16 protein-coding genes are annotated in these 17,238 nt (G+C 40.4%); 9 read left to right on the top strand and 7 right to left on the bottom strand.

Annotated elements, in window-relative coordinates; translation table 11 throughout:
* Positions 1-45 precede the first annotated feature (45 nt).
* Positions 46-753: a nitroreductase gene (locus tag DK207_RS01560; protein ID WP_109439692.1), complete on the bottom strand. Its 708-nt coding sequence runs from the start codon at positions 751-753 to the stop codon at positions 46-48.
* A gap of 423 nt (positions 754-1,176) precedes the next feature.
* Here DK207_RS01560 and DK207_RS01555 point away from each other — a divergent pair, with 423 nt between their 5' ends.
* The 5 genes from DK207_RS01555 to sbmA all read left to right on the top strand — a co-directional run bounded on the left by DK207_RS01555 (position 1,177) and on the right by sbmA (position 7,993).
* On the top strand, positions 1,177-2,517 hold the full coding sequence (locus tag DK207_RS01555; protein ID WP_109439691.1) for a DcaP family trimeric outer membrane transporter: 1,341 nt from the start codon (positions 1,177-1,179) through the stop codon (positions 2,515-2,517).
* A gap of 180 nt (positions 2,518-2,697) precedes the next feature.
* The gene (gene gltS / locus DK207_RS01550; RefSeq protein WP_005083164.1) at positions 2,698-3,933 is read left to right on the top strand and encodes a sodium/glutamate symporter; all 1,236 of its coding nucleotides are present in this window, start codon (positions 2,698-2,700) and stop codon (positions 3,931-3,933) included.
* Positions 3,934-4,028: 95 nt separating this feature from the next.
* Positions 4,029-5,504, top strand: a complete 1,476-nt coding sequence (locus DK207_RS01545) for an alanine/glycine:cation symporter family protein (RefSeq protein ID WP_109439690.1) — start codon at positions 4,029-4,031, stop codon at positions 5,502-5,504.
* 139 nt (positions 5,505-5,643) lie between these two features.
* The gene (locus tag DK207_RS01540; protein WP_205680115.1) at positions 5,644-6,594 is read left to right on the top strand and encodes a patatin-like phospholipase family protein; all 951 of its coding nucleotides are present in this window, start codon (positions 5,644-5,646) and stop codon (positions 6,592-6,594) included.
* 202 nt (positions 6,595-6,796) lie between these two features.
* Complete coding sequence (gene sbmA, locus DK207_RS01535) at positions 6,797-7,993, top strand: peptide antibiotic transporter SbmA (protein ID WP_109439689.1); 1,197 nt, start codon at positions 6,797-6,799, stop codon at positions 7,991-7,993.
* 60 nt (positions 7,994-8,053) lie between these two features.
* Here sbmA and DK207_RS01530 read toward each other — a convergent pair whose 3' ends face one another.
* Positions 8,054-8,569 (bottom strand): chromate transporter, encoded by a 516-nt coding sequence (locus DK207_RS01530; RefSeq protein ID WP_100833952.1) that lies wholly within the window; start codon positions 8,567-8,569, stop codon positions 8,054-8,056.
* A complete protein-coding gene (locus DK207_RS01525) occupies positions 8,566-9,138 on the bottom strand; it encodes a chromate transporter (RefSeq protein ID WP_109439688.1) in 573 nt (190 codons plus the stop codon). Before DK207_RS01525 ends, DK207_RS01530 begins: the two co-directional genes overlap by 4 nt.
* Positions 9,139-9,237: 99 nt before the next feature.
* Between DK207_RS01525 and DK207_RS01520 the strand changes: the two genes are divergently transcribed.
* The 3 genes from DK207_RS01520 (at position 9,238) to DK207_RS01510 (ending at position 11,889) form a co-directional block, all read left to right on the top strand.
* A complete protein-coding gene (locus tag DK207_RS01520) occupies positions 9,238-10,128 on the top strand; it encodes a LysR family transcriptional regulator (RefSeq protein WP_075314937.1) in 891 nt (296 codons plus the stop codon).
* 93 nt (positions 10,129-10,221) lie between these two features.
* Positions 10,222-11,292, top strand: coding sequence for a DUF1176 domain-containing protein (locus tag DK207_RS01515; RefSeq protein ID WP_109439687.1), 1,071 nt, complete (start codon positions 10,222-10,224; stop codon positions 11,290-11,292).
* 81 nt (positions 11,293-11,373) lie between these two features.
* A complete protein-coding gene (locus tag DK207_RS01510) occupies positions 11,374-11,889 on the top strand; it encodes a hypothetical protein (RefSeq protein WP_109439686.1) in 516 nt (171 codons plus the stop codon).
* Positions 11,890-11,942: 53 nt separating this feature from the next.
* On the opposite strand, the gene DK207_RS01505 is transcribed toward DK207_RS01510, so the two are convergent.
* Positions 11,943-12,410, bottom strand: coding sequence for a hypothetical protein (locus DK207_RS01505; protein WP_109439685.1), 468 nt, complete (start codon positions 12,408-12,410; stop codon positions 11,943-11,945).
* 231 nt (positions 12,411-12,641) lie between these two features.
* Positions 12,642-13,508 carry a metal-dependent hydrolase gene (locus DK207_RS01495; RefSeq protein WP_109439684.1) on the bottom strand — a complete coding sequence of 289 codons (867 nt, stop codon included), beginning with the start codon at positions 13,506-13,508 and terminating at the stop codon, positions 12,642-12,644.
* A 112-nt stretch (positions 13,509-13,620) separates the two neighbouring features.
* Between DK207_RS01495 and DK207_RS01490 the strand changes: the two genes are divergently transcribed.
* On the top strand, positions 13,621-14,241 hold the full coding sequence (locus DK207_RS01490) for a TetR/AcrR family transcriptional regulator (protein ID WP_005061682.1): 621 nt from the start codon (positions 13,621-13,623) through the stop codon (positions 14,239-14,241).
* A gap of 42 nt (positions 14,242-14,283) precedes the next feature.
* Here the strand turns inward: DK207_RS01490 and gatB are convergent, their stop codons facing one another.
* Complete coding sequence (gene gatB, locus DK207_RS01485) at positions 14,284-15,753, bottom strand: Asp-tRNA(Asn)/Glu-tRNA(Gln) amidotransferase subunit GatB (protein ID WP_109439683.1); 1,470 nt, start codon at positions 15,751-15,753, stop codon at positions 14,284-14,286.
* Positions 15,753-17,231 carry an Asp-tRNA(Asn)/Glu-tRNA(Gln) amidotransferase subunit GatA gene (gene gatA, locus DK207_RS01480; RefSeq protein WP_008941641.1) on the bottom strand — a complete coding sequence of 493 codons (1,479 nt, stop codon included), beginning with the start codon at positions 17,229-17,231 and terminating at the stop codon, positions 15,753-15,755. The genes gatB and gatA overlap by 1 nt, the downstream gene beginning before the upstream one ends.
* Positions 17,232-17,238: the final 7 nt, after the last annotated feature.

Raw genomic sequence — 17,238 nt, 5'->3', positions numbered from 1 at the left:
CTATAGATTTCTATAGCCTCTAACTGGGATTGTCCTAAACTTTAATCATTCATCAAGAAACACAGTGAAATTTTCAACTGGCTCACGAGGCGTAATGAAGGTATTCACAATATGTTCGGGGTCGGCATAACCGAGTGCGATCGCACAAACCAGCTCTTCATCGTCTGGGGCACCCAAAACATCTAAAACGATTGGATGAAAATGGTTCCATGCGGCTTGTGGGCAAGTATCCAAGCCACGAGCTTTAGCGGCGATCATGACATTTTGAATCATCATGGAGATATCCATTTTGGCACCAATGCCCATGACTTTATTCACAGTAAAATAAAGACCAACAGGTGCATCGAACAATTGAAAGTTACGCAACTGCTGTGCCGCCATCTTTTCTTTCTCACCTTTTTGGATACCTAATAAACCATAGAGTCCCCAACCATTTTCTCGGCGGCGATCAATAAAAGGTGAAATCCATGTTTCAGGATAATAGGCAAAGGTTTCTTTGTATTGTGATGCAAGCGCAGGATTTTGGAATGATTCAACTTGGGCAGTACAAACACGGTCAATCATTTCCGTACGTTTTTTTCCTGTGATGACATAAACCTTCCAAGGTTGAGTATTTGTACCTGAAGGGGCACGACAGGCAACATCTAGAATATCTTTGATGATTTGTTGCTCAATAGGGCGGTCTAAAAATGCACGTACAGAATGACGAGATCGGATTGCCTCATCCACGTAACGGACTTGTTCCATGTTCATAAAAAATGCCTCTTTATTTTCGAATCTTTCTCATGTGAGGTGACTATAAAGCAATACATGAGATTTGCGGATGATTTTTTGAACATGGTTTATATGTTGGGTGAAAAATAGTCATTACTGCAAATGACTTGATTATTCTAGTGCGTTTTTTGAACTATGCTATATTTGCATGAAAAATAATTTTATTTATAACACGATGAAAAAATAAAATATTTTATAGGTATTCTAAAAAGTGCCGTGGCTCTTCGAATAAAAAAGTACACACAATATCCTAAATTTATGCATAATACGCCCTTTTTTAAAAAACCGATTAGACTTTCCTTACTGATTAGGGTGGGGGGATTTTCTGTACAAAGCATTTTAATTTTCGAGTTTTATGCTTTGGGAAAACGTGGAAATATACACTGGATAAAGGAGCTTCTTATGAGTTTAACTCTCATCCGCAAGCCGTTCGTAATGCAAAGTTTAGCAATTATTGTTGCTACTCTTATGATGAACACTGCTCACGCGACGAGTGAGCAAGAGCAAATTCAACAACTTCGTGCAGAAGTGAGTGAATTAAGGGCTTTACTAGAACAATATGTTTCACAACCAAAACAAGAAAATGTTGCCTCTCAAGTTGTTGCACAACCTGCATCTGTTACAACACATAATCAAAATATTAAAGTTGTAAATACAGAGCCTGCAAAAAAATCTCCACTCGCGATACAAACTGCTTCCGGTGCGCAAGTTAAACTCTATGGTTTTTTGCGTGGTGACGCATCTTATCAAGCAAAGGGTGGTGATGGGATTTTTAACCGCATCAATAAAGTAGATTTGGAAGGCGCTGAAAAAAATAGTGATCGTTTCTATAGCACAGCGACTGTAACGCGACTGGGCCTCGATTTTAAATCGCCAGTTGAAGGCACAGAAGTGGGTGGAAAGTTAGAAGTTGATTTCCGTGGTGGTAGCAATAATGACACGATCCGTATTCGTCATGCTTACTTAACCATGAATGATTGGTTGTTTGGTCAAACCACATCGACATTTTTGGCAACTGATTTACAGCCAGAAATGCTTGATTTTAACTCGCCATTAGGAATTGGTACTTATCGTACGCCAATGGTGCGTTACAGTAATAAATTAAATCCAGATATAAGTTATGCCATTGCTTTGGAAAAAGGCAATGATGATAATCGAGTACCAGCGCTAAGCTCTAAACTGAAATATGATTTTGCAGAAGGGAAAGGCACGACGTCTGTACGTGCTTTATTGACAGAAGCACGTAGTAAAGTTGCTTTTAACAAAGACAACATGCAAATCAGTCGCAATGATTCAGATTTAGGTTGGGGTGTTGCAGTCGGTGCAAAATATAAACTCACAGATGCATTGCAAGCGATGGTTGACTATTCGCATGTCAAAGGTGACAGTAAATTTTTACTCTATACCAACAATGCTTTTAATGTGAATCCAAATAATATGGGTTTAAATCTGAATGAGTTTGATGCATTGACTGTCGGTACAAGCTATCAAATTACGCCTAAATTGCGTAGTACTTTAGCGTATGGCGCAATGTTTGCAGATGATAGCAATGACTTTGCTCAACAGGCTGTAACAGATGAAACCCAAAATAAGACTTTGCAACAAGGCTGGTGGAACGTCATGTATTCACCTGTCACACCTATTACGTTTGGTCTGGAGTATATCTATGGTGAACGTAAAACCTTTGATGGACAAAAAGGTAAGGATAGCCGTGTAGGAGCAATGGCACGCTATAACTTCTAGCCTATCCTGTAGGTGTAATCATCCGTGAAAATGAATCAACTTGATCGAAGCTACATTCTTACAAAGAACTGTATTGTTTTATTAAGTGGATTGAGTTTTCACTCATTTTGAGAGTTACTATTTCATTGTTTATAAGATGGAAAAAACGTCTAAGAACAAATGAAATAAACGGAAGAAGATATGGAATTTACTTTTAATGGTTTTTATACCTTAATCTCAGCGGTTATCGTTTTGTTATTAGGACGTTTGCTCGTCAACAAAATTGATTTCTTAAAGCGTTATAATATTCCTGAGCCAGTCGCTGGTGGTTTGGTTGCTGCAATACTGTCATTACTGGTCCATTCATTCTTGGGATACAGTATTACCTTTAGTAGTCAGTTACAGACAAGCTTTATGTTGATCTTCTTTGCTTCGATTGGTTTGAGTGCCAATTTTATGAAGCTAAAGGAAGGTGGTATAGGCTTAGTACTCTTCCTTGGCTGTGTCGCAGCTTATATTGTTGTACAAAATGCGGTAGGCATGAGTTTGGCAACCTTATTGGGGGTTGATCCTCTGATTGGTCTAATCGCAGGCTCTGTAACCTTAACAGGTGGTCATGGTACGGCGGGTGCGTGGGGTGAGATTTTTGAAACCCAATACGGTATCCAAGGTGCATTGGCATTGGGTATGGCGAGTGCAACTTTTGGTTTGATTATCGGTGGTATTATCGGTGGTCCTTTGGCGAAGTTGCTAATTAACCGTCATAGTTTAGCGCGCGCAAAAACGCCTGCACAGATCGAAGATCGTGATACTCATCCAGATCCACATCCAGAAGATTTAGCACCTTTTGAAAATCCACATCAAGTCCGTTTGATTACTGCTGACAATGCGATTACCACGTTAGGTATGTTTGCTGCTTGTCTTGCATTTGCAGAGTTTATGACGGGATACAGCAAAGGCACATGGTTTGAATTACCAACCTTCGTTTGGGCCTTAGGCGGCGGTGTTATCCTACGTAATATTTTAGAAAGTGTGTTGAAGGTCGATATTTTTGATCGCGCAATTGATGTATTTGGTAATGCATCACTTTCTTTATACTTAGCAATGGCATTGTTATCTCTCAAGTTGTGGCAATTGGCTGACTTGGCTGGCCCATTGGTGATCATTCTAACGGCGCAAACTTTAGTGATGGCATTGTATGCAGCATTTATTACCTTCCGGATCATGGGTAAAAACTATGATGCTGCGGTATTGGCTGCGGGTCATTGTGGTTTTGGTATGGGGGCAACACCAACTGCGGTTGCAAACATGCAAGCCATTACCAATATGTATGGACCATCACATAAAGCATTCTTAATTGTTCCATTATGTGGTGCTTTCTTTGTCGATTTAATTAACGCAACTGTAATTCAAGTGATCTTGAAATTCTTTGCCTAAGTCGGATCAAAAGCCCCAAATGGGGCTTTTTTGATTCATCCATTGTTAATCGTCTATGTTGATATTTACATAGCACATGCAAAAGCGAATAAGTGATGAATGAACAATTAAATGCCACACTCATGTCGTGGGTACAATACTTGAATGATCCGCTGTGGAATTTCTTGGTTATTTTACTCGTTGCAGTCGGTTTGTTTTATACCTTGATTACGGGTGCAGTACAGTTACGCCTCTTTTTACACAGTATTCGTGTGATGAAAGGTAGCCGTAAAGAAGGGCAAGACGATCATGGTATTACCCCTTTTCAGGCCTTTGTGACAGGTTTGGCCAGTCGTGTTGGGGTCGGAAATGTTGCAGGGGTTGCGATTGCAATTGCGATTGGTGGACCTGGGGCTGTGTTCTGGATGTGGTTGACTGCTTTTTTAGGGATGAGTTCGGCATTTGTTGAGTCTTCATTAGCCCAGTTATTTAAAGTCCGCGATCATCAGAATAAACAATTTCGTGGTGGACCTGCTTACTACATTACTCAAGGTTTAAAACAAAAATGGCTTGGTGTCGTGTTCGCGCTTTCACTCATTCTTGCTTATGGTTTTGTTTTCAATGCGGTGCAAGCGAATGCAATTATCGGTGCAACTTCACACGCTTGGGGTTGGGATAAAGCCAATCTTACTCTAGGTTTAGGTGGGCTTGATTTAGAAGTTTCATGGCTTGGAATCGTACTGGTTATTATGACCGCGTTGGTGATCTTTGGTGGTATCAAGCGTATCGCTAAAGTTGCAGAAAAAATCGTTCCTTTTATGGCGCTGCTTTATATTTTGGTGGCGTTATATATTGCGATGATTAACTTCCCAATCTTGCCTGAAATTTTCAAATTGATTTTCACCAAAGCATTTGAATTTGAAGCGGCAGCAGGCGGTTTCTTTGGTGCAATGATTTCTATGGCAATGATGATGGGAATCAAACGTGGTTTATTCTCAAATGAAGCAGGTATGGGTTCTGCGCCGAATGCCGCAGCAGCATCAGATGTTAAACATCCTGTAAATCAAGGCTTGGTACAAATGCTGGGGGTATTTGTTGATACGTTCGTGGTTTGTTCGTGTACAGCTATTATTATCATGGTTTCAGGTTTGTATCATGAGGCAGGGTTTGAAGGTGTGACCTTAACTCAAAAAGCCTTAGAGAGTCAGATCGGAAGTTGGGGCGGTGGTTTCCTAGCGGTGCTGTTGTTCTTATTTGCGTTTAGTTCGATTATTGGTAACTATGCTTACGCAGAAAGTAACGTACAATTTATCAATAACAATCCAACAATCATGTTCATTTTCCGAGTATTGGTGTTGGTCATGGTGTACTTTGGTGCAATCACCAGCGTTCCATTAGTTTGGTCAATGGCCGATTTATCTATGGGATTAATGGCAACCATTAACTTGATTGCAATTTTATTGCTCACGCCAATCTTATTGATTTTATTAAGAGATTACCTCTCTCAGCTTAAAAAGGGTGTTAAAGAACCTGAGTTTAAGTTGGATCAATATCCAGAATTGAAGAAAAAAGTTGATTCGGATATTTGGTAATGTTCTAAGTCGTAAAGCTCCTTTCGAGGAGCTTTTTTACGCCGTTTTGCTGTCAAAATACAAAAAATTGCTACAGTATTTTCACAATTGAGTCGTTAAAATTTGCTCGAAAATTGCGTGGAAATGGCCCAGATTGCGTATGAAACAGCTTGGATTATGGATGTTAGTTATACCGATGATGACCTTGGTTGGTTGTCAAACAACTGCACATATATCTCCAGTTGTGGAAGACGCTCAAACACGTGTTGTAGAAAAACCCTTCGCTAAAATTAAACAACAAAAACGCCCTGTCGTCGCATTGGTTTTAGGCAGTGGTGGTGCACGAGGTTATGCACATATTGGTGTGATTGAGGTGTTAGAGCAACATGGCATTCGTCCTGATTTAATCGTAGGAACCAGTGCCGGAAGTATTGTAGGTTCAATCTATGCCAGTGGAAAAAGTGCAGCTGAGTTACGTGAGATTGCACTCAAGTTAAAAGCCAATGATGTACGTGATGTGAGTGTTAGTTTAAAAGGTTTCTTCGATGGGAAAAAAGTTGAGGATTATGTCAATGAGCAAGTCCAAAATACACCATTACAGCGCCTTAAGATCCCGATGTATGTAGTCGCAACTGAACTGAAAGAAGGAACTAAAACTGTCTTTAATTATGGCAACACTGGGCAGGCAGTACGTGCTTCGGCTTCGATTCCAAGTATGTTTGTTCCGATCAAAATTGGTCACAACGAATATGTTGATGGCGGTTTGGTAAGTCCTGTACCGGTTCAAGTTGCACGAGATTTGGGAGCGGATATTGTCATTGCGGTGGATATTCTGGCGCAACCCGTCCATACAGAAACGACCAATGTTTGGGGGCTGTTTAACCAAAATATCAATATCATGCAGGGGCGATTAGCAGAAGAAGAACTTAAATACGCGGATATTGTGATTCAACCAGACCTACGTGAGAAAGTTCATATTTTTGATGTGAAAGGACGTGAAATCACCATGCAAGCTGGCGTTGATGCTGCGCAAAGTAAACTTGCAGATATTCAGCTGGCAATTCAAACCAAGCGTTATTCAAAAGAACGCGTGAATGCGCTATTGCCTTAATCAAGGATGATGGGGGTTAAAACAAGATCGAAAGATTTTCCGAAAATGATCAAAACAATAAAAAAATGCCTGATAAAACGCTATGAAAATAATGAAAAAACAGGTAAATAACTACATTAGCAATCCATCAGACTGATTTAAGTTTGAGGTTATAGCATACAACCATCCGTCTATTGCAGCACCACAAGGATAGTTCAGTACGATGTTTAAATCTTTTTTCCCAAATCCACGTTATTTTTTTGCTTCATTGTTACTGTGGGTCATCATTAACATGTTGTTATGGTATTCAGGTGGAAAAGAATGGGGGACATATCTTGGCTTTTCAGCGGGATATCATGAGACAGCTTTACCCATTGATGTGAGCCGTTTTTGGTCTCCAACATTTCTATGGTTCTACCTTTGGTTTTTTGCGGCAACAGCATTATTTGCGATTTTTTGGCGATTTTTCTCCGACAATAAATGGCAGCGTTGGTCAGTCTGGGGGTCGGCATTTATTTTGTTTAATATCTGGTTTGGGGTACAAGTCAGTGTCGTGATTAATGCGTGGTATAACCCATTTTATAATCTCATCCAAACCATGTTATCTAGTGGTGGTGGCAATGTACAAGAACTCTATTCAGGTGTCATGACCTTCCTATATATAGCGATGGTCTATGTGACTTTTGCTGTGTTTAACTTGTTCTTTGTGAGCCATTATGTTTTTCGTTGGCGTACAGCGATGAATGATTTTTATACCTCACATTGGGAGCGATTAAGACATATTGAGGGGGCTTCACAGCGTATTCAAGAGGATACGATGCGTTTTGCGAAGACGACGGAAACACTTGGGGTTAATCTCGTCGAAGCACTTTTAACCTTGATTGCTTTTTTACCGATCTTGGTACAATTATCTGTACATGTAAAAGAGTTACCTATTGTTGGGGAAATTCCACATGCACTTATGATTGCTGCAATTGGTTGGGCAGTGTTGGGTACAGTTGTATTGATGGTTGTTGGTTATAAGTTGCCGGGTTTAGAGTTTAATAATCAAAAAGTAGAGGCGGCCTTCCGTAAAGAATTAGTTTATGGGGAAGATCAGCATGATCGGGCACAACCACAAACACTTAAACAGCTTTTTTCCAAAGTACGTCAAAATTATTTTCGTCTATATTTTCATTATGCCTACTTTAATTTAGTGCGTATTTGGTATATGCAGTTAGATAATATTTATGGACTCTTTATTTTGTTTCCATCGATTGCTGCGGGTGCAATTACCTTAGGATTGATGATGCAAATCTTAAATGTCTTTAATCAGGTACGTAGTTCATTCCAATATTTGATTAGTTCATGGCCAACGATTATTGAGTTAATGTCGATTCATAAACGTCTCAAGGCTTTTGAGTCTACATTAGAGAAATAAAGAGTAAATCTGATAGTAAAGACCTGTATTGATGAAATACAGGTCTTTTTTTATGAGGATTTAGAGGAAGCAAACACCTAATCCTGCACCCAATACCATGACCCATAAAGGATGTATCTTCTTAAATAGCCCTAAAGCTGCGGTCAAAATCACAATCAAAACGAGCAAGAAATTTTGTACAGATGCATCAGCAATCAGCCATGCGCTGACCAACACCAAACCGACTGTAATTGGTCTTAGTGCTTGTTCAAAGCGTGCTCTCAAAGGATGATCTTTAAAATGTTGCCAAAACTTCAGTGCATAGATGGTTAAGACAGAAGATGGACCAAACTTGGCAATCGAGGTCGCAAGTAGTCCTGCTGGTCCTGCAACATGCCAACCCACCAAAGGGACAATCATCATATTGGGACCGGGGGCTGCCTGCGCCATCGCAAATAAGGAGCTAAATTGTTCGGCTGTCATCCATTGATGTACAGTGACAACTTGATGCTGCATTTCTGGCAAGATCGCATTTCCTCCACCAAACGCGACGATAGAAAGCTGAGTAAATACCATTGCAAGCGTAAGCAATATCATGATTTTTTCACTCCTAAGATCAACATATTCATTACCACTAAAAGGATCAGGGTGAGGATTAATGGCAGTTTGATCCAAAGCATAAAAACTGCGGTCAGCGCAATCGTGATCAGGGTGAGATAACTTTTTAAAATGGGCTGCAGCATGCGTAAACCTGTTGCAAAAAGCAAACCTGCAGCGGCAGCGGCTAAACCTTGGATTAAATGCTTGACGCTCGATAAATGCTGGAAATGCACGTAAGTTTGATAAATCAGCAAGACAATCGCTGTTGGAGCAGAAATCAGACCTAATAATGCACTGATCGCCCCTTTAACGCCTTGAAACTCCATTCCAATCGCAACGGCCATGTTAATGATATTGCCGCCGGGTAATATCTGACAGATCCCAAGTAGGTCGGTAAATTTGTTCAGGTCAATCCATTTTTGCTCTTCGACGATCACTCTTTGCGCCAGTGGTAAGACTCCACCAAATCCCATTAAGCCCAGTCTCATAAATCCCATAAATAGCGCTTTACAATCTGGGGTACTTGATTGTGTTAGGTCCGCTACGGAGATGACTTGAGCTTTCATTGGGGATTATCCTCATCAATCTGACTCATGATAGGATGGTGGAATAGTGGTATATTTACAAATGCTTTATTTTTCCTTATCTATACTCTCAAGGTATGTATGATTGATATTCATAAACTCAAGGCATTTATTGCTGTGGTGGAGGAAAGTAATATTTCCAAGGCTGCTGTGCGCTTGCATATACAGCAACCGCCATTGACGCGACTTATCAAAAGCTTAGAGAAAGATTTAGATACGGTATTGCTTAAACGTCTACCTCGCGGTGTGGAGGTGACTGAAGCGGGTAAAGCCTTATACCAAGAAGCCATTACGATTTTGGATCATGCCGATTCCATTCCCCAAAGAGTACGTAATATTGCTCAAGGAAAGGAAGGGCAGATCAATATTGGATTTACTCACTCTGTGGGGTTACATCCTTTTTTGCCTGCTTTATTGCGCCAGTATCGAGAGCATTTTTCTGCTGTGGCGATTCATTTAGAAGAAGACAGCAGTAGCTCTTTGGTAGATGCTGTGATCAACGAAAAATTAGATATCGCCTTTTTACGTAAACCTGCCCCTATTCATGCTGATTTGCATAGTTTTTATGTGCTCGATGAACCACTCATCGTGGCTTTGCCGAGCAACCACCCTTTGGCAGAGGAACAGGGGACAATTCGGTTGTCTGATTTAGAGGCTTATGAATTTGTGCTATATCGCCGTTTAGGTGGACAAGACTTGTTTGATAATATTTTGGCAAATTGTTATCAAGCTGGTTTTAGTCCCAATATCGTGCAGGAAGCACCACGTTTAACGTCAAGTCTGAATTTGATTGCAGCAGGGATTGGGCTTTCGATTGTTCCAGCATCGATTCAAGGTTTTTGGAATAAGCAGATTGTGTATCGTCCGCTTGCTGCGGATCAACCCAGTATTGCCCCCATATATGCGATATACCGAGCTAAGCAAAAGAGTGTACGCATAGAGCATTTTGTTGATCTACTTAAAATGAGGTAGTTGGTTAATGAAAAAAATATGACGCAATATGCCAAGAGATTTAAACTATAGTTAATTTTTAAAAATAACCTTACACCTTAGAGAAATACCATAATGAAAAATATATTTTCCGTATGTTGTATGTTCGCAATCAGTTCTTTTGCAGTTGCGCAGGAGATGAAAGGGGTTTCATTCTCACATCAAGATTGGGAAATCTATTGTAGTAATACTGGGGCATGTCGCGCGGCAGGTTATCAAGCTTTAGATGGAAGTGAAAACCCTGCATCGATTTTATTAACGCGCCATGCAGGGGCGAAGCAAGTTGTAAATGCCGAATATGCATTGTCGCTTTATGATGAAAGTCCTATTGCAGCCAATCGACTCCGAAATATTCATTTTTATGTCAATGGAAAAGACTTAGGGCCAGTCGGTGTTAATGCGAAGGAAGCACCTTTGATGGGGAAATTATCTACCCAACAAGTGAATGCCTTATTACAACAGTCTAAACAGAAAAATGAGATTGTATTTAAAAACTCAGCTTTCCAATGGCGAATTTCTGATGCAGGAATGACGGCTACATTATTAAAAATGGATGACTTTCAGAAACGTGTTGGCACAGTCGGCGCACTGGTTAAAAAGGGCAAAGCGGATGAGTCAAAGGTGTTGGCAGCTCGTCCTAAAATCGCAGTGAAACATGTTAAAACCGCAGCAAAGCCTTATCTGGTTCTGCAACCCCAAAATAAGCAATTTCAATCACTCTACTCACAATTAATGACCGCATCATTTTCGGCGAGAGATGAGCACTTTTGTGACGGTGTATATGACTATACCAGTGGTGGTGCAAAACCTCAGCCGATCGCACTTTATAAATTGAGTAATAAAAAAGTATTGGCAATGAGTCTGTGTTGGCGTGCAGCCTATAACGAGGGTTATGGTGTATGGGTATTGGATGAATCCTTAAAGGGTAAAGCGACATTTGTGACTGAAGCTGCATCATATTTTAATGAAGGTGTAATTAGCAGTGCACAAAAAGGTCGAGGGATTGGGGATTGCTGGTCGAGTTCGGAATGGGTGTGGGATGGTCAGAAGTTTGTCCAAACCAAAGATATGTGGACAGGTATGTGTAAGGGGTTAGCCGCTGGTGGGGTATGGGAGTTAGATTTAATCGAAGCTGTTGTGAAATGATACCTACCGTTACACAGTCGCACTGATGAGCAGACTATGGCTATGGTACAAAGAAGCTGATTGCTTTTGGGAATTGTGCTTATGTCTCGTGTTTATATTTTTCCTCGTGGTAAATTTTCTCGTTTAAGTCGTTCTGTGTTGATGGCTGTAGCTGTTTTGGGTACAACGCAAGTGGCAATAGCAGGGCCAACAGTCGATCAACTCAGTGATTGTTTAGTGAAAGCAACTACCGCTGCGGATAAAACCACGGTGTTGCAATGGACATTTACAGCTTTAGCTGCACATCCTGATTTAAAGGGATTTAGTAGCGTTACACCTGAGCAAAAAAATCAGTTAGATCAGAAGTTAGCGCAGGTTTTACAGCGTGTGATTGTAGAGCAGTGTTCGACACAGACTAAGGCTGTGATTCAGGCTGAGGGGATTCAAGCAGTTGGTGAGGCTTTTCAGCAGTTAGGTCAGAGTGCGGGTGAGGATATTGTCAAAGACCCAGCGGTTCGACAGCAGTTGCAAGGCACCTTGCGTTATATCGATTTAAATAAATTGGTTACGACTTTTTTAACACCTGATATTTGGAATAAATTGGGTGTGGTGCGTTAAGTAATTACTTAAAATCCCTCGTTCATGAGGGATTTATTTTATTACATCTTCATTTATCTTAACTCACAAGCCTTACCTTGATATTCAAAGCGATGAATTTTATACGCTTGACCATCCCAACGATAAACAGCAAAGCAGAAACCAGGACCACCATTTTCAATATCTGGCCACCCATCTTTTCCTTTGGTCTTCAAAAAGGTAGGGATGCCCGGATTACTAAATAACTGCTTCCACTTACCATTTTGTTGTTGTGAAACAATATAGTAACCAATACCAGTTCTGCCATAACACATACTGCTATTATCTTGAATAACGGCATCTTTACGGCCGTCACCATTTAAATCTTTATAAATGATAATTTCACCAGTATCACAATTACCTTCCCAGCCATATTTTGTTTTTTTGAAATCTGCAGCTTTAAAAATAGCTTGAGCATCTGCTTTAGGTACTTTAGGCTGTTGTGCAAAATTAGGTGTGCTAATTAGAAGTAAAGAAGCAGTAAGTAATAATTTATTTTTCATAAGTTTTATGATCATGTTGGTTGAATTTAAAATTTATTGTTTGGATGTTTTATCGTATTAAAGTTATAAAACCCCAAATTAAGTGGGGTTTTATATCATGAATCTAATTGACTAGCCAATAAATCAATCAATTTCTTTATTAATTCACTTGTGCAGGGCTGGCTTTACCTTTAGCAGCTTTCATGACTTGACCAAGGAGACTATCCTAGTTTTTTTGCATTTTAAATTCACTTAGCTTTTAAGCGCACTATTCAAAATACCATTTTCACCAAATAGCTTTTCACGGTATTCAGCTTCGAGTTGTTCTGTCTGCATATCTAATGGATCGAAATGTTGATCTCTAACATCAAGCATTTCGATAAACGTGCGAGAAAAGATACCCAAACGATTTACACCACCAAATGCCAAATAAAATGCATCTTTCAGTTCTTTACCTGAAAACTTAATATCCTTACGTTTTAAAATCTGTATCCAATAATCAAAGGTTATCGGGGCAATAAAGCGAGCTACTCGAATCAAAGCAATTCTTCGATTTTTAACCGTATTACCTCCAATCGCTTTCAGCGCATCAAAAGCAACAGATTTATGCTCCAGTTCTTCCAGTGCATGCCATTCCCAAAGATTTCGACTTTCTTGAGTGGTTTTCTGTTTGATTAATGGATCAGTTAACAGTAGGCGAGCAAGTGTAGCAGTGAAATGCTCCATAACTACGGTCGCCGCTAGTTGCTCAACTTTGGGAAGTTTACGAAATTTATCCAATCTTGCTTTGGTTAAGGCTTCTATTTCGACCACTTCTGGATAATTCGACTGGATCAGATGCTCATTCAGAGATTTATGTTCTCGACTATGAAAAGCTTCTTGTGCAATAAAATTACGAATATCTTCGAGTAATTTTTCATCCTTAATTTGATCACGAACATTGCGTACGCTTTCGATGAAGAACATTTCACCTGGTGGAAACATCGCAGATAAAACAACAAAAAGAGAGGTCACAACAGCATTATCTTCATAGTAAAAAGTAAATTTTTTGTCTTTGTCTAAAGGAATAACCACATTACGGCGAACGATTCGTTGTAGAGACTGCACTGCTATATTCATCTTTTTTCCCTATTTTCTGTAGAAGATAATTTGAACAAAATTTAGTATGTATATAGAATCTATCAGTGAATTTATACGGAAAAAAGACGGATTTAAATATGAGGTATTTATAATGGTAACTATAAGAAAACCAAAACAAAGTAGGTCTAAAAATACTTATAAGTCTATAGTCGATGCAGGATTTATATCAGTAAAAAATAATGGATTAGATCACACTACCGTGTTGAAAGTTTGTGAGATTGCGGGTGTTGGTTCTGGAAGCTTTTATGAATATTTTAAAAATAAAGAAGCCTTGTTTGTAGAGATGCAACAACACTTTATTGCTGAGCTTGCCAAAGTCATTTACGAGGTCATTCCAACCATTCAGGAAATGGAAATTCCCGAAGCAATTCGATCCATTTTTTTACATATTGGTGAGTTTTTAGCAGCCGATGAGAATAAATATTTTTATTGGCTGAGTGTATCGAGTAAATACAGTACCGAAGCCAGTCACGTAAAAGCCGTCAAGGCGATCAATACTTTAGCGATTGAATACGCAGTAAAACATCCTGAGGTATTGAGAATAAAAAATCTAAAAATGATGGTTTATATTTTAATTAACTCTAGTGTCGCACTGACGATGAATTTCTTTTCATCTCAAAATATGGGTTTCACTTTTGAAGAATTAATTGATTGTCTGATTGATATTACGATGTCCTATATTGATGATGATCGTAATAAATTAAAAATATAAAAAAACCCGCTCTAAAGCGGGTTTTTTATAAAATAGATCAGTTTAACCAATCAATTTTTTCATTAATTCATTTACTTGCGCTGGGTTGGCTTTGCCTTTTGCAGCTTTCATGACTTGACCAACAAGACCGTTAAAGGCTTTTTCCTTACCAGACTTGTACTCTTCGACCATTTTTTCATTGGCTGCAAGTACTTCTTTGATAATCGCTTCAATTGCACCGGTATCAGTTTCTTGCTTCAAGCCTTTCTCAGCGATAATGTCATCAGCAGATTTTCCTTCTGCTTCCCACATAAAGCCAAACACTTGCTTCGCGATTTTGCCGTTAATGGTGTTATCGACAATACGTGCGATCATTCCGCCCAATTGCTCAGCAGAAACTGGAGAGTCTGCTAAATCTAGGCCTGCTTTGTTTAAAGCACCTGAGAATTCACCCATCACCCAGTTTGCTGAAACTTTACCTTGCTTCGCACCGCCAGCAGCAGCTACAACAGCCTCGTAGAAGTCTGCCATTTCGCGTGACAGCGTTAATACATGTGCATCGTATTCAGTCACGCCGAAGTCAGCAATAAAGCGCTCACGACGTGCAGCAGGCAATTCTGGCAGGGCAGCGCGTGCCGCTTCGATTTGCTCATTTGAAATGATCACTGGTAACAAGTCAGGGTCAGGGAAGTAGCGATAGTCGTTCGCTTCTTCTTTTGAACGCATTGAGCGAGTTTCCATCTTATTTGGATCGAACAAACGAGTCTCTTGATCAATCTCACCGCCGTATTCCAAGATTTCCATTTGACGTTCAATTTCAACATTGATCGCTTGTTCAATGAAACGGAATGAGTTGAGGTTTTTCAACTCGCAGCGTGTGCCGAAAGGTTGACCTGGACGACGTAAAGACACGTTACAGTCAGCACGGAAAGAGCCTTCAGCCATGTTCCCGTCAGAGATACCTAACCAACGCACTAGGGTGTGAATGGCTTTGATATAAGCAACTGCTTCTTCAACCGAACGCATGTCAGGTTCAGACACGATTTCAAGTAATGGTGTACCTGCACGGTTTAAGTCAATCCCTGACATCCCTTCGAATTGGTCATGAATTGATTTACCTGCATCTTCTTCAAGATGGGCACGCGTTACGCCAATACGCTTCACTGTGCCATCTTCGAGTTGGATGTCGATATGACCCAAGCCCACAATCGGATTGTCCATCTGGCTGATCTGATAGCCTTTTGGCGAATCTGGGTAGAAGTAGTTTTTACGTGCAAATACGGATGCTTGATCGATATACGCATCGATACCCAAGCCAAAGCGAATTGCAAGATCAACGACCTCGGCATTCAATACAGGCAATACACCCGGCATCGCCAAATCAACAAGGCTAGCTTGTGTATTTGGGTCTTGGCCAAATTCAGTTGATGAACCCGAGAAAATTTTAGATTTGGTTGCAAGCTTAGTGTGGATTTCAATCCCGATAACGACTTCCCAACCGTCAATTAACTTTAACTTTTGAGCTTCAGCCATTATGCATTCTCCTCAGCAATTGCCGCACGTTTGGTATGCCAGTCTGTGTTTTGTTGATATTGATGCACAATCGAAAGCAATTGTGATTCTGACCAGTAGTTACCAATCAACTGTAAACCAACAGGTAGGCTGTCTTTATCAAAACCGACAGGTGCATTGATGGCTGGTAGACCCGCCAAGTTCACAGCAAGGGTATAGATATCGCCTAAGTACATTTCAGTTGGACTGAGGTTCGCACCGATTTTGTACGCAGTCGTTGGTGCAGATGGCGCTGCAATCACATCGACATTTTCAAATGCTTTGAGGAAGTCTTGTTGGATTAAACGACGTACTTTTTGTGCTTTCACATAGTAAGCATCGTAGTAACCTGCAGACAGCGCATAAGTACCAATCAAAATACGGCGTTGTACTTCAGCACCAAAACCTTCTGAACGTGAACGTTTGTAGAGGTCTAAAATGTCTTTTGGATTTTCACAACGGTAGCCATAACGAACACCATCGTAACGTGACAAGTTTGATGACGCTTCCGCAGGTGCGATCAAATAGTAAGTTGGAACGTAGGCTTCAGTCATGTTGAGATCAATCTCAACCAAAGTCGCGCCCATTTCTTCAAGCTTTTTCAATGATTCTTCAACGCGCGCTTTTACGTCTGCATCTAAACCAGCGACATTGAAGTATTGTTTTGGAATACCAATACGTAAACCTTTCACCGCTGTGCCGTTTAGGTTAGCCACGTAATCATCCACTTCTTTGTCTACAGAGGTTGAGTCTTTAGCATCATGACCAGCAATCACATTCATGAGGTAGGCACAGTCTTCTGCTGAACGTGCCATTGGACCGCCTTGATCCAATGATGAGGCATAGGCAATCATACCGAAGCGAGAAACACGACCATAAGTCGGTTTTAAGCCCGTTAAGCCACAAAATGAAGCTGGTTGGCGAATTGAACCACCTGTGTCTGTACCTGTTGCGATCGGCGCAAGATCAGCCGCTACAGCTGCTGCAGAACCACCTGATGAACCACCCGGGACATGATCTAAGGCCCACGGGTTGCCGGTTGCACCAAAGTAAGAGCTTTCAGAGGTTGAACCCATAGCGAATTCATCCATATTCACTTTACCTAAAGTCACAAGACCTGCGGCTTTAGCCTTGGCAACCACGGTTGCATCATAAGGTGAAATGAAATTGTCCAACATTTTTGAACCCGCAGTGGTTTTAATACCTTGGGTACAAAAAATATCTTTATGTGCAAGTGGAATACCTGCCAACGCATGCGCATTGCCTGATTTGATTGCTGCATCAGCCGCATCAGCTTCTACTAAGGCTTGCTCTGCGGTCACCGTCACATAACTTTTTACTTTTGCGTCAATTTTGGCGATACGTTTTAAATAATGTTCAGTCAATTCACGTGATGAAAATTGGGCTTGTTTTAAACCTTCAGAAAGTTCACGAATTGATAAGCGATGTAAATCTGTCATATGAAAA

This window comes from Acinetobacter haemolyticus (assembly GCF_900406815.1).
In the GTDB taxonomy this organism is placed as follows: domain Bacteria; phylum Pseudomonadota; class Gammaproteobacteria; order Pseudomonadales; family Moraxellaceae; genus Acinetobacter; species Acinetobacter haemolyticus_A.
The sequence above is the reverse complement of the archived record's forward strand: the minus strand, read 5'-3'. Positions and strand labels throughout refer to the sequence as shown.

Coding starts and splice junctions, on each gene's coding strand:
- DK207_RS01520 (WP_075314937.1), top strand. CDS start 9,238: ATGATTGATATTCATAAACTCAAGGCATTTATTGCTGTGGTGGAGGAA.
- gatB (WP_109439683.1), bottom strand. CDS start 15,753: ATGGCTGAAGCTCAAAAGTTAAAGTTAATTGACGGTTGGGAAGTCGTT.
- DK207_RS01505 (WP_109439685.1), bottom strand. CDS start 12,410: ATGAAAAATAAATTATTACTTACTGCTTCTTTACTTCTAATTAGCACA.
- DK207_RS01530 (WP_100833952.1), bottom strand. CDS start 8,569: ATGATATTGCTTACGCTTGCAATGGTATTTACTCAGCTTTCTATCGTC.
- DK207_RS01495 (WP_109439684.1), bottom strand. CDS start 13,508: ATGAATATAGCAGTGCAGTCTCTACAACGAATCGTTCGCCGTAATGTG.
- sbmA (WP_109439689.1), top strand. CDS start 6,797: ATGTTTAAATCTTTTTTCCCAAATCCACGTTATTTTTTTGCTTCATTG.
- DK207_RS01525 (WP_109439688.1), bottom strand. CDS start 9,138: ATGAAAGCTCAAGTCATCTCCGTAGCGGACCTAACACAATCAAGTACC.
- DK207_RS01555 (WP_109439691.1), top strand. CDS start 1,177: ATGAGTTTAACTCTCATCCGCAAGCCGTTCGTAATGCAAAGTTTAGCA.
- DK207_RS01515 (WP_109439687.1), top strand. CDS start 10,222: ATGAAAAATATATTTTCCGTATGTTGTATGTTCGCAATCAGTTCTTTT.
- DK207_RS01540 (WP_205680115.1), top strand. CDS start 5,644: ATGAAACAGCTTGGATTATGGATGTTAGTTATACCGATGATGACCTTG.
- DK207_RS01490 (WP_005061682.1), top strand. CDS start 13,621: ATGGTAACTATAAGAAAACCAAAACAAAGTAGGTCTAAAAATACTTAT.
- gatA (WP_008941641.1), bottom strand. CDS start 17,231: ATGACAGATTTACATCGCTTATCAATTCGTGAACTTTCTGAAGGTTTA.
- DK207_RS01545 (WP_109439690.1), top strand. CDS start 4,029: ATGAATGAACAATTAAATGCCACACTCATGTCGTGGGTACAATACTTG.
- gltS (WP_005083164.1), top strand. CDS start 2,698: ATGGAATTTACTTTTAATGGTTTTTATACCTTAATCTCAGCGGTTATC.
- DK207_RS01510 (WP_109439686.1), top strand. CDS start 11,374: ATGTCTCGTGTTTATATTTTTCCTCGTGGTAAATTTTCTCGTTTAAGT.
- DK207_RS01560 (WP_109439692.1), bottom strand. CDS start 753: ATGAACATGGAACAAGTCCGTTACGTGGATGAGGCAATCCGATCTCGT.